Below are 13,142 nucleotides of genomic sequence, written 5' to 3'. Positions count from 1 at the left end.
CCGCAGGCCCGCGCAAGCGCAGCGCCGCCGGGCACATAAAAAAGGCCCTTTCGGGCCTTTTTTATTGTCTCGCTTTTCGTACCCGCTCCGCATAGACGGATAGCGTCTGCTTCAGTACATCCAGCGTGACCGGCTTCGACAGGCAGCTGTCCATTCCCGACTCCAGACAGCGCTGCTTCTCCTCCGCCAGCGCGTTGGCTGTCACCCCCACCACCGGCAGCGTCAGCCCCAGCTGCCGGATACGCTGCGTCAGACGGTAGCCGTCCATGTTAGGCATGTTCACATCGCTGAGCACAATATCAATATGGTTCTTACTTAAGACATTCAGGGCATCCACGCCATCATTGGCCGTTTTACACTGATAGCCCAGAGAGCCAAGCTGGTCTGCGAGCAGACGACGGTTAATCGGATGATCGTCGACGACCAGAATCATCATATCGTCGTTCACCGACGCCAGCTCATCAGGGGAAGCCAGCACGGTGGCGCCGTCGCTGTCTTCAAGCTGCACGCTGTAAATGCGCGCCAGCAAGCCCAGCAGCTCGTGCGGTGTCGCCACGCTGTGCACCCATACTCCAGGCGAACGCTCAAGCGGAATACCGATATGACGGCGGCAGAACATCACCACGCCGCGCCCCGCCCACGCCTGTTCCGGCTCAACGTCGGTGATCAGCATGTCATCCGCGCCCGGCGTCTGGCCTTCGTAGCGCGAAACCCGCACGCCGCTGCTGGTCAGCATTGAGGTCAGGAAATCATGTAAGGAGGCGTTGTGCACCGCCAGCCAGCAGTGCTTATCGCTCAGGCCGTCGACCGTGGTTTTCGCCGGATAATGCGCCGAATAGAGCGGAATACGAATGGTGAACTGGCTGCCCATACCCGGCTCAGTATCGACGGAGATATCCCCGTCCATCATGCTGATAAGCTTCTCGCAAATCGCCAGACCTAGCCCGGTCCCCTGAAAATTACGCTGGACGCCGGTTCCCACCTGGAAGAACGGATCGAACAGGCGAACAACTTCTTTCGCCGGAATCCCCACCCCCGTGTCGCGCACGCGAATGGTCAGGTACTCCCCTGCCCGACAGACGTGCAGCACAATACAGCCGATATCGGTGAATTTGATGGCGTTGCTCAGCAGGTTTGAGATGACCTGTTGCAGACGCATCGGATCGCCATGCAGCGTCAGGGGCACATCCGGCTCGATAAAGCAGTACAGCCCAAGCTGTTTACGCACCACCAGCGGCAGATAGTTAGCGCAGATATGGTTCATCACCTCGCGCGGGGAGAACTCGCGCGGCTCTATTTTCAACTGCTCGGATTCAATTTTAGAGAAGTCGAGAATATCGCTGATGATTTTCAGCAGCAGGCTGGACGAGTTGTTCATGGCCGTCACCAGCCGGTCGACCCCTTTCGGCAGCTCTTTGGTCTGGAGCAGATCGAGGTTACCGATAATACCGTACAGCGGCGTACGCAGCTCATGACTGACGGTCGCGAGGAACATCGATTTCGACTGACTGGCCTGCTCCGCCGCCTGCGCCATATCCTGCAACGACTCTTCCATTTTCACGCGCGCAGAGACGTCCACCAGCACGCAAATCGCCACGTTTTCATTACGGTAGCGCGAATGGACAAAGCTGATTTGCAGGTTAGTGTGGGTGCTGGTCAGCACATCCACAAAGTTAACCTGTTGCCCACAGATGATCTGCGTTAACCGCTGACGGTCTTCATGCGTTAGCATGTTCAGGTAGTTATGGGCAAGCTCGTTACTGAGGATATTTGTCCCGTCCTGAGTACGCAGGATGCAGATCCCCACCGGTGCCGAGGCGACAATTTTACGGTTAAACTGCTCGTGCTCCTCCAGACGCTGAGCATCCGCCTCCGCCGGAATAAAGATCCGCCGCTCATACATTCTCGCCAGCATAAACAGCGCGACGCCTACCGCGATGTTCAGCAAAATGGCGTTAAGGATCAGGATGCGAATGCGCTCCAGGACCTTGTCCACCGGCAGCGAGTAGACAATGCTCAGCGACGATGGCGGTAAACTTTTCTTCAGCACCAGCTCGCGGAACCCGGAGGTATAGCCAAACCATGACCGCTCCTGCATCCAGCTGGGTTCCACCTTCAGGCGGTTTTCAGGCCCGGTAAGGGAGATGAGCGGATGGCCGTTTTCATCCAGAATGGTCACGCCCATCGGCAGACTGCCCGGCGTGAAGAAGTTTTCCATGCGGATGGTTTGTTCAATCCCCAGCAGCGCTTGCAGGCGGTTTCCGAGGTAAACCGGAGTCAGGGCATAGAAATAGCCGACCCCCATGCGCGGCCCCTGGCTTATCCAGAAGATGTTGTTCCCGCGCTCTTCCTGAGGCGCATTACGGTATTTCACTATGCGCTCATGCAGGCTTTTCAGCGCGTCTTCGCGTTCGACGGGCATATCCCGCAGGCCGAAATCCGCCATGCAGAGATTTTCGTTGCTAATCAGGTAGACACGGTTCAGATCGTAAGCGGCCGAGAAGTTATCGCGCCAGTAGCGCATAAACCATGACAGGGACTCCAGTGAACCACGCCAGGCTTTGCCCATGGCGGAACAATCGGAATCCGGGAAGAGCGGTTCGAAATCAGGCACTTCGGTTTTTTCATCCCGACCGCGGATGGCAAGAATACCGTTCTCCGCCGTCAGTCGATTCTCAGCAATATACTTAAGCTCTTTCATCACGTCAGACGTACGCTGGATATAGCGCTGAGCCTGATCCGAGCTCAAATTAAACTCCTGGCGGATCTCCGCTTCTTTCTGGTGTAACGCGTTAACGATGTAAAACACCGAGAGCAGTGCCACCAGCAACCATAGCAGTAGCGCAAGCGCCCGAAACAGATAGCGGGAGACTTTTAACGTGGTACGAAAGGAGACGAGGTATTTCAAAGGGGCGAGGCTCCGCCGTCGGGGTCAAAAAGAATGTGGTTAAGGTAGCGGTAAACGCGGCTTGTCGCAACGTTCACTTGTCTGCTTGCGCAAAACAAAAGGGCCGGAAACCGGCCCTTTATGCGTCAGGAGACGTTACTCGTCAGCGTCATCCGCTGCTTCATCATCGGTGTCCGCTTCCGGGGCGATTTCATCATCCCCTTCCGCGACGCTGCCGTCGATAGAGTCAAGCTCTTCGTCATCCACCGGCTCAGCAACGCGTTGCAGACCGACGACGTTTTCATCTTCCGCAGTGCGGATGAGGATAACGCCCTGGGTGTTACGACCTACCACGCTGATCTCTGACACGCGGGTACGCACCAGCGTACCGGCATCGGTGATCATCATGATCTGGTCCGCGTCGTCCACCTGCACCGCGCCAACAACGGAACCGTTGCGCTCGGTCACTTTGATGGAGATAACGCCCTGCGTGCCGCGAGACTTGGTCGGGTATTCGCTTTCCGCCGTACGTTTACCGTAGCCGTTCTGGGTGACGGTCAGGATTGCGCCTTCGCCACGAGGAACGATCAGGGAAACAACGGAGTCTTCACCCGCCAGCTTGATACCACGCACGCCGGTCGCCGTACGACCCATTGCGCGCACGGCGTTCTCTTTGAAGCGCACCACTTTACCGGCGGCAGAGAAGAGCATCACTTCATCAGAACCGGACGTCAGATCCACGCCGATCAGTTCGTCGCCTTCGTTCAGGTTCACCGCGATGATCCCCGCTGAACGTGGACGGCTGAATTCGGTCAGCGCGGTTTTCTTCACGGTACCGCTCGCGGTCGCCATAAAGACGTTCACGCCCTCTTCGTACTCGCGTACTGGCAGAATGGCGGTGATACGTTCGTTCGCTTCCAGCGGCAGCAGGTTGACGATTGGACGTCCACGCGCGCCACGGCTTGCTTCCGGCAGCTGATAGACTTTCATCCAGTACAGACGGCCCCGGCTGGAGAAGCAGAGGATCGTGTCATGGGTGTTCGCCACCAGCAGACGATCAATGAAGTCTTCTTCTTTAATACGCGCCGCAGATTTGCCTTTACCGCCCCGACGCTGAGCTTCGTAGTCGGTCAACGGCTGATACTTCACGTAGCCCTGGTGAGACAGCGTCACTACCACGTCTTCGCGGTTGATCAGATCTTCAATGTTGATATCAGAGCTGTTGGCCGTGATTTCGGTGCGACGCTCGTCGCCGAACTGATCGCGAACCAGCTCCAGCTCTTCACGGATCACTTCCATCAGGCGCTCTGCGCTACCCAGGATATGCAGCAGCTCGGCAATCTGCTCCAGCAGCTCTTTGTACTCGTCGAGCAGTTTTTCATGCTCAAGGCCGGTCAGTTTCTGCAAACGCAGATCCAGAATCGCCTGGGCCTGCTGTTCAGTCAGGTAGTACTGACCGTCACGCACGCCGAATTCCGGCTCCAGCCACTCAGGACGCGCAGCGTCATCGCCGGCACGTTCCAGCATCGCCGCCACGTTGCCCAGATCCCATGAACGCGCAACCAGCGACGCCTTCGCTTCTGCTGGCGTCGGCGCACGGCGGATCAGCTCGATGATCGGGTCGATGTTCGCCAGCGCAACGGCCAGTGCTTCAAGGATATGGGCACGGTCGCGCGCTTTGCGCAGTTCGAAGATGGTACGGCGAGTCACCACTTCACGGCGGTGACGCACGAACGCGCTCAGGATCTCTTTCAGGTTCATGATCTTCGGCTGGCCATGGTGCAGCGCAACCATGTTGATACCGAAGGAGACCTGAAGCTGAGTCTGGGAGTAAAGGTTGTTCAACACAACTTCACCCACCGCGTCGCGCTTGATTTCAATCACGATGCGCATACCGTCTTTGTCAGACTCGTCACGCAGCGCGCTGATGCCTTCAACGCGTTTTTCTTTTACCAGCTCGGCGATTTTTTCAATCAGTCGCGCTTTGTTCACCTGATACGGGATCTCGTGAACAATAATGGTTTCACGGCCGGTTTTGGCGTCCGCTTCCACTTCGGCGCGGGCACGGATGTAAATCTTGCCGCGACCGGTACGGTACGCTTCTTCAATACCGCGACGGCCATTGATGATTGCCGCCGTCGGGAAGTCCGGGCCCGGGATGTGTTCCATCAGCCCTTCAATGCTGATGTCTTCATCGTCAATGTAGGCCAGGCAGCCGTTGATCACTTCCGTGATATTGTGCGGCGGAATGTTGGTTGCCATACCGACGGCGATACCGGACGAACCGTTCACCAGCAGGTTTGGGATCTTCGTTGGCATGACGTCAGGAATTTTTTCCGTGCCGTCGTAGTTATCAACGAAATCAACCGTCTCTTTTTCCAGGTCAGCCATCAGCTCATGGGCAATCTTCGCCAGACGGATTTCCGTATAACGCATTGCCGCGGCGGAGTCGCCGTCGATAGAACCAAAGTTACCCTGACCATCTACCAGCATGTAACGCAGCGAGAAGGGCTGCGCCATACGGACAATGGTGTCGTACACCGCGGAATCACCATGGGGATGGTATTTACCGATTACGTCACCAACGACACGGGCAGATTTTTTGTAGGCTTTATTCCAGTCATTGCCCAATACGTTCATGGCGTATAGTACGCGACGGTGTACCGGCTTCAGGCCATCGCGGACGTCCGGCAGCGCACGGCCAACAATGACCGACATCGCATAGTCCAGATAGGAGCTTTTCAGCTCTTCCTCGATGTTAACCGGTGTAATTTCTCTCGCAAGGTCGCTCATCTAACCGCTATCCCTCTACTGTATCCCGGATTCAAAGGTCGCAAATTATAACACAGCCGCGGTGATACAGGTAAACCTATACGCTTTATTCACAGGGATTGCCTGATATACTCATTTGTCTTGCTAAATAAGGAGTAAAAGCGCCCATGAATGCCGAAAAATCCCCGGTGGCTCACAACGTTGACCACGAAGAGATTGCCAAATTTGAAGCGGTGGCGTCCCGCTGGTGGGATCTCGAAGGTGAGTTCAAACCTCTGCATCGTATTAACCCGCTGCGTCTGGGCTATATCGCGGAGCGTTCCGGCGGTCTGTTCGGTAAGAAAGTGCTCGACGTCGGCTGCGGCGGCGGCATCCTGGCGGAAAGTATGGCGCGTGAAGGGGCCACCGTCACCGGTCTGGACATGGGCTTCGAACCTCTACAGGTTGCGCGTCTTCATGCGCTGGAGTCCGGCATACAGGTAGAATACGTTCAGGAAACCGTGGAAGAGCACGCGGCAAAACATGCGCACCAGTATGACGTGGTGACCTGTATGGAGATGCTGGAGCACGTTCCCGATCCGCAGTCGGTCGTCAGCGCCTGTGCAAACCTGGTGAAACCGGGTGGACAGGTCTTCTTCTCGACCATCAACCGCAGCGGCAAAGCCTGGCTGATGGCCGTGGTAGGCGCGGAATATGTGCTGCGCATGGTGCCGAAAGGGACGCACGACGTGAAGAAGTTCATCAAGCCTGCCGAACTGCTGGGATGGGTTGACCAGACATGGCTTAAGGAGCAGCACATGACGGGCCTGCACTACAACCCGTTGACGGATAAATTCAAACTTGCCCCAGGTGTGGATGTTAACTATATGTTGCACACAACCGCCAAAAACGACTAACGTCATTCGTTATTCTTATAAAGATTGCGCGACATCATGTTGCGCAATTCTGACCTCCCGTTGAAGAAATCAGCACTCGATCAAATTTTGAATTTTTTTTCTTAATTATTGACATCTCTTCCAGGCCTTACGGCACGAGGACTTAGCCTTTTTTATCCTTTCACAACCTCAATTTAACGTCAAAATCAACCCTTGTACTGAAAAGAATCCTTACTAGAATACTCACCATATAGCGTTCTTCTTATCGCAAAACCCCTATATGTAGTATTTATCCACAGAGTTAGTCACAAGACGGGTCTGTGGATAAGCGGGGGATATTTTTTATTTCACGGACAGGTAAAAACCCACATGAATCAGAGTCTGCTGGTGACAAAGCGCGACGGTACCACCGAGCGTATCAATCTGGACAAAATCCATCGAGTTCTCGACTGGGCAGCAGAAGGACTGAACAACGTATCTATCTCCCAGGTTGAACTGCGTTCTCACATTCAGTTCTACGACGGCATCAAAACGTCTGATATCCACGAAACCATTATCAAAGCAGCGGCAGATCTGATCTCCCGCGACGCACCGGATTATCAGTACCTCGCTGCGCGTCTGGCGATTTTCCACCTGCGTAAAAAAGCCTACGGTCAGTTCGAGCCGCCGAAGCTTTACGATCACGTAGTGAAAATGGTTGAGCTGGGCAAATACGACACGCATCTGCTGGAAGACTATACGGAAGAAGAGTTCGAGCAGATGAACGGGTTTATCGATCACTGGCGCGACATGAACTTCTCCTACGCGGCGGTGAAGCAGCTCGAAGGCAAATACCTGGTTCAGAACCGTGTAACCGGTGAGATCTACGAAAGCGCCCAGTTCCTCTATATTCTGGTGGCCGCCTGCCTGTTCTCTAATTATCCACGCGAAACCCGTCTGGACTACGTGAAGCGTTTCTACGATGCGGTCTCTACGTTCAAGATTTCTCTGCCTACGCCAATCATGTCTGGCGTGCGCACCCCTACCCGTCAGTTCAGCTCCTGCGTGCTGATCGAGTGCGGTGACAGCCTGGATTCCATCAACGCGACCTCCAGCGCCATCGTGAAATACGTTTCCCAGCGTGCCGGTATCGGCATCAACGCCGGTCGTATCCGTGCGCTTGGCAGTCCAATCCGCGGCGGTGAAGCGTTCCACACCGGCTGTATCCCGTTCTACAAGCACTTCCAGACGGCAGTAAAATCCTGCTCTCAGGGCGGCGTGCGCGGTGGCGCTGCGACCCTGTTCTACCCGATGTGGCACCTGGAAGTGGAAAGCCTGCTGGTTCTGAAGAACAACCGCGGCGTGGAAGGCAACCGCGTGCGTCACATGGACTACGGCGTGCAGATCAACAAGCTGATGTACACCCGCCTGCTGAAAGGGGAAGACATCACCCTGTTCAGCCCATCCGACGTCCCGGGCCTGTATGACGCGTTCTTCGCCGATCAGGATGAGTTCGAGCGTCTGTACACCAAATATGAAAAAGACGACAGCATCCGTAAGCAGCGCGTGAAGGCGGTCGATCTGTTCTCCCTGATGATGCAGGAACGTGCTTCTACCGGCCGTATCTACATCCAGAACGTTGACCACTGCAACACCCACAGCCCGTTCGATCCGGTGGTTGCCCCAGTGCGCCAGTCCAACCTGTGCCTGGAGATCGCCCTGCCGACCAAACCGCTGGACGATGTGAACGACGAAAACGGCGAAATCGCGCTGTGTACGCTCTCTGCGTTCAACCTGGGTGCGATTAAGAGCCTGGACGAGCTGGAAGAGCTGGCGGTGCTGGCTGTTCGTGCCCTCGACGCCCTGCTGGACTACCAGGATTACCCAATCCCGGCGGCAAAACGCGGCGCAATGGGCCGTCGCACTTTAGGTATCGGCGTAATCAACTTCGCCTACTGGCTGGCGAAAAACGGCAAGCGTTACTCCGACGGCAGCGCCAACAATCTGACGCACCAGACGTTCGAAGCGATCCAGTACTACCTGATGAAAGCCTCTAACGAGCTGGCGAAAGAGCAAGGCGCGTGCCCGTGGTTCAACGAAACCACTTACGCGAAAGGCATTCTGCCGATCGACACCTATAAAAAAGACCTGGATGCGATCGTCAGCGAGCCGCTGCACCTCGACTGGGAAGGCCTGCGCGAGTCCATTAAAACTCACGGCCTGCGTAACTCCACGCTCTCTGCCCTGATGCCGTCCGAGACCTCTTCGCAGATCTCCAACGCCACTAACGGTATTGAGCCACCGCGCGGGCACGTCAGCATTAAAGCGTCGAAAGACGGCGTGCTGCGTCAGGTGGTACCGGATTACGAAACGCTGGGTGACAACTACGAGCTGCTGTGGGAAATGCCAAACAACGACGGCTACCTCCAACTGGTGGGTATCATGCAGAAGTTTATCGACCAGTCGATCTCTGCCAATACCAACTACGACCCGACGCGCTTCCCGTCCGGCAAGGTACCGATGCAGCAGCTGTTGAAGGACCTGCTGACAGCCTACAAATTTGGCGTGAAAACGCTGTACTATCACAACACCCGTGATGGTGCGGAAGACGCCCAGGACGACCTGGCGCCGTCAATTCAGGACGATGGCTGCGAAAGCGGCGCATGTAAGATCTAATAAATTCCCTCACCCTAACCCTCTCCCACAGGGAGAGGGAACTCTTTCCCCCTCTCCCTGTGGGAGAGGGCCGGGGTGAGGGGAAATAACACCACAGGACTCACCGCAATGGCATATACCACCTTTTCACAGACGAAAAACGACCAGCTCAAAGAGCCGATGTTCTTCGGCCAGCCGGTCAACGTGGCACGCTACGATCAGCAAAAATATGACATCTTCGAAAAGCTGATTGAAAAGCAACTCTCCTTCTTCTGGCGTCCGGAAGAAGTTGACGTTTCCCGCGACCGTATCGATTTCCAGGCGCTGCCGGAACACGAAAAGCACATCTTCCTCAGCAACCTGAAGTACCAGACGCTGCTGGACTCCATTCAGGGACGTAGTCCGAACGTGGCGCTGCTGCCGCTAATCTCGATTCCTGAGCTGGAAACCTGGGTAGAAACCTGGGCGTTCTCCGAGACGATCCACTCCCGCTCTTACACCCACATCATCCGCAACATCGTGAACGATCCGGCGGTGGTGTTTGACGATATCGTCACCAACGAACAGATCCAGAAGCGCGCCGAAGGCATTGCGCACTACTACGACGAGCTGATCGAGATGACCAGCTACTGGCATCTGCTGGGCGAAGGCACGCATAACGTGAACGGCAAAACCGTTACCGTAAACCTGCGCGCCCTGAAAAAGCAGCTCTATCTGTGCCTGATGAGCGTCAACGCGCTGGAAGCAATCCGCTTCTACGTGAGCTTCGCCTGCTCCTTCGCGTTTGCCGAGCGCAAGCTGATGGAAGGTAACGCCAAAATTATCCGTCTGATCGCCCGTGACGAAGCCCTGCACCTGACCGGCACCCAGCATATGCTAAACCTGCTGCGCAGCGGTGCGGACGACCCGGAGATGGCGGAAATCGCCGAAGAGTGCAAGCAGGAGTGCTACGACCTGTTCTTGCAGGCCGCCCAGCAGGAGAAAGAGTGGGCAGACTACCTGTTCCGCGACGGCTCCATGATTGGCCTGAACAAAGACATTCTGTGCCAGTACGTGGAGTACATCACTAACATCCGCATGCAGGCTGTGGGTCTCGATCTGCCATTCCAGACGCGCTCTAACCCAATTCCGTGGATCAATACCTGGCTGGTGTCCGATAACGTGCAGGTTGCGCCGCAGGAAGTGGAAGTGAGCTCTTATCTGGTCGGTCAGATTGATTCTGAAGTCAACACCGACGACCTGAGCGACTTCCAGCTCTGATGTCACGCGTCACGTTAAGTCTTTCCGGCACTGAGGTTCTGTGTCGGGAAGAGCACCCTTCCCTGCTGGTGGCGCTTGAAGCGCATCAGGTGGAGGTAGAGTACCAGTGTCGTGAAGGCTATTGCGGTTCGTGCCGCTGCCGTCTGGTCGCAGGCCAGGTGGACTGGCTGACCGAACCGCTGGCCTTTATCAATGAAGGGGAAATTTTGCCCTGCTGCTGCCGGGCAAAAGGCGATATTGAGATCGAGATGTAAAAAAGGGCCTTACGGCCCTTTTTCTATTTTAAGAACGTCACCGCTTTATCCGGGAAATCCGTAAACAGCCCGTCCACGTCCGCCTGCTTATACAACACCTCGTAAAGCTGATTCACATCGGTGGCATATGGCGGCAGCTGATCGGCACGCACCGTGTACGGATGCACCTGCATCTTGCTGGCGTGCGCCTCTTTCACCATCGCCGTCAGCTTCACGTGGCCAGGCGTTGAGCCTTCCGCCACCAGCATGTGATAATCCGGCCCGATGCCGTCAGCGTACTGCGCAATCTGCTTCATCGCGCCCGGCTTGAACATCCAGTCGTAGCTGTAATTCATCCACTTCCCGTCCGGCTGTTTCTCCTGGGTTTCATTCCAGTCGGTATAGGCAATCAGCTGCACCAGATTGAGATCCATCCCCATCTTCGGCTCCAGCTCAGTTTTGATGCGCTTCAGTTCCGCGGCATCGAAACATTGCAGGAAAACCTTATCCTGCTTGCTGGTGTAGCCGTACTTTTTCAGTACCTCCAGCGTCTTCGCGGCAATGTCCTTTCCTTCCTGATGGTGGAACCACGGCGCTTTGATTTCCGGGTAGATACCGATATTTTTTCCTGTCGAGTGGTTCAGCCCCTGAACAAACTCGATCTCCTCTTCGAAGGTGTGAATACGGAAGTCAGACTTGCCCATCGGGAAACGTCCCGGATAGACCTGTACCTTCTTACCGTTTTCAATCTCGAAGCCCTCGGTAAACTTCAGCGAGCGGATCTCCGCCAGCGTGAAGTCGATAGCGTAGTAGCGACCATCTTTACGGGCGCGATCCGGGAAACGCTCCGCCACGTCCGTGACGCGGTCAAGATAGTGGTCATGCAGAACGACCAGCTGGTCGTCCTTCGTCATCACCAAATCCTGCTCCAGATAATCCGCGCCCTGAGCATAGGCCATCGCTTTTGCCGGCAGCGTATGCTCCGGCAGATAACCGCTGGCGCCACGGTGGGCGATCACGATCTTATCTGCCGCCAGCGCGGAGCCTGTCATCAGGCCCGCCAGCAGCAGGCCGGTTGCTAACTGAGTTAATTTCATCGCAATGCTCCTTATTGACGACGCGCCAGCACTTCGGCGTGGTGACGTTTTTCACCAATCATCACAACAACCAGCAGCAGTACCGCCAGCACGCTTCCGCCGATCATCACCATAAAGCCGCCGTCCCAGCCGAAGAAGTCAACGGTATAGCCCACAATGGCGCTCGCCGCGACCGAACCGCCGAGATAGCCGAACAGACCGGTAAAGCCCGCAGCCGTGCCTGCCGCTTTCTTCGGTGCCAGCTCCAGCGCGTGCAGGCCGATCAGCATAACCGGACCATAAATCAGGAAGCCGATAACGATCATACAGGCCATATCCACACCCGGATTACCCGGCGGGTTAAGCCAGTAAACGACCGTCGCGATGGTCACCAGCGTCATAAAGAACACGCCCGTTGCCCCACGGTTGCCCTTAAACACTTTGTCCGACATCCAGCCGCAGATCAGCGTGCCGGGAATGCCCGCGTATTCATACAGGAAATAGGCCCAGGAAGATTTATCCAGCGCGAAGTGCTTCACCTCTTTCAGGTAAGTCGGGGACCAGTCGAGGATGCCGTAACGCAACAGGTAGACAAACACGTTCGCCACCGCGATGTACCACAGCAGCTTGTTCGGCAGCACGTACTTCATGAAGATCTGCTTTGCCGTCAGCTCTTCTTCGTGCTTCTCGCTGTAATCATCCGGGTAGTCGTTTTTATACTCTTCGATCGGCGGCAGGCCGCAGGACTGTGGGGTGTCGCGCATCAGAGCGAAGGCGATAATCGCCACCAGAATGGCGCCAAAGGCTGGCATATAGAGCGCGGCATGCCAGTCGTTGAACCAGGCCATCCCCAGCAGGAACAGCAGCGGCGGAAGCCCGCCCCCGACGTTATGCGCACAGTTCCAGACCGATACAATTCCACCACGCTCTTTCTGTGACCACCAGTGAACCATGGTGCGTCCGCATGGCGGCCATCCCATCCCCTGGAACCAGCCGCAGAGGAACAGCAGCACGAACATGATGGCAATGCTTGAGGTCGCCCACGGCACAAAGCCCATGAACAGCATCACCGCTGCCGCGAGGATCAGACCGGCGGGCAGGAACACGCGCGGATTCGAACGATCCGACACCGACCCCATAATGAACTTTGAAAAACCGTACGCGATGGAGATCCCCGACAGCGCAAATCCCAGATCGCCGCGAGAGAAGCCCTGCTCCACCAGGTACGGCATGGCGAGCGCAAAGTTTTTACGTACCAGATAGTACGCCGCATACCCGAAGAAGATCCCGAGGAAGATTTGCCAACGCAGACGGCGGTAGAGAGGATCAATCTCTGCCTCTGGCAGTCGCGCCCGATGTGGCGCAGGTTTAAAGATACTGAGCATAACAGCCTCCGTGGCCTTTC

General features: G+C 56.0%; 8 protein-coding genes. 4 read left to right on the top strand and 4 right to left on the bottom strand.

The features are described from left to right. Positions 1–61: 61 nt before the first annotated feature. Complete coding sequence (gene rcsC / locus ACOTX1_RS01285) at positions 62–2,908, bottom strand: two-component system sensor histidine kinase RcsC (protein WP_022651523.1); 2,847 nt, start codon at positions 2,906–2,908, stop codon at positions 62–64. Between the two features lie 135 nt (positions 2,909–3,043). Beyond that, positions 3,044–5,680: a DNA topoisomerase (ATP-hydrolyzing) subunit A gene (gene gyrA / locus ACOTX1_RS01280; protein WP_023314566.1), complete on the bottom strand. Its 2,637-nt coding sequence runs from the start codon at positions 5,678–5,680 to the stop codon at positions 3,044–3,046. A 146-nt stretch (positions 5,681–5,826) separates the two neighbouring features. On the opposite strand from gyrA, the gene ubiG reads away from it, so the two are divergent. The 4 genes from ubiG to yfaE all read left to right on the top strand — a co-directional run bounded on the left by ubiG (position 5,827) and on the right by yfaE (position 10,682). Further along, a complete protein-coding gene (gene ubiG, locus ACOTX1_RS01275) occupies positions 5,827–6,555 on the top strand; it encodes a bifunctional 2-polyprenyl-6-hydroxyphenol methylase/3-demethylubiquinol 3-O-methyltransferase UbiG (RefSeq protein ID WP_421766814.1) in 729 nt (242 codons plus the stop codon). A gap of 348 nt (positions 6,556–6,903) precedes the next feature. Further along, a complete protein-coding gene (nrdA, locus tag ACOTX1_RS01270) occupies positions 6,904–9,189 on the top strand; it encodes a class 1a ribonucleoside-diphosphate reductase subunit alpha (RefSeq protein ID WP_003859415.1) in 2,286 nt (761 codons plus the stop codon). Between the two features lie 108 nt (positions 9,190–9,297). Then, a complete protein-coding gene (gene nrdB, locus ACOTX1_RS01265) occupies positions 9,298–10,428 on the top strand; it encodes a class Ia ribonucleoside-diphosphate reductase subunit beta (RefSeq protein ID WP_023314567.1) in 1,131 nt (376 codons plus the stop codon). After that, complete coding sequence (yfaE, locus tag ACOTX1_RS01260; protein WP_023314568.1) at positions 10,428–10,682, top strand: class I ribonucleotide reductase maintenance protein YfaE; 255 nt, start codon at positions 10,428–10,430, stop codon at positions 10,680–10,682. Before nrdB ends, yfaE begins: the two co-directional genes overlap by 1 nt. A 23-nt stretch (positions 10,683–10,705) precedes the next feature. On the opposite strand, the gene glpQ is transcribed toward yfaE, so the two are convergent. Both glpQ and glpT read right to left on the bottom strand, forming a co-directional pair. After that, on the bottom strand, positions 10,706–11,758 hold the full coding sequence (glpQ, locus tag ACOTX1_RS01255) for a glycerophosphodiester phosphodiesterase (RefSeq protein ID WP_023314569.1): 1,053 nt from the start codon (positions 11,756–11,758) through the stop codon (positions 10,706–10,708). Between the two features lie 11 nt (positions 11,759–11,769). Then, complete coding sequence (gene glpT, locus ACOTX1_RS01250) at positions 11,770–13,122, bottom strand: glycerol-3-phosphate transporter (RefSeq protein ID WP_003859423.1); 1,353 nt, start codon at positions 13,120–13,122, stop codon at positions 11,770–11,772. Between the last annotated feature and the right edge of the window lie 20 nt (positions 13,123–13,142).

It is taken from the genome of Enterobacter cloacae complex sp. IR5401 (genome assembly GCF_049238425.1).
Taxonomy (GTDB): domain Bacteria; phylum Pseudomonadota; class Gammaproteobacteria; order Enterobacterales; family Enterobacteriaceae; genus Enterobacter; species Enterobacter hormaechei_C.
The sequence above is the reverse complement of the archived record's forward strand: the minus strand, read 5'-3'. Positions and strand labels throughout refer to the sequence as shown.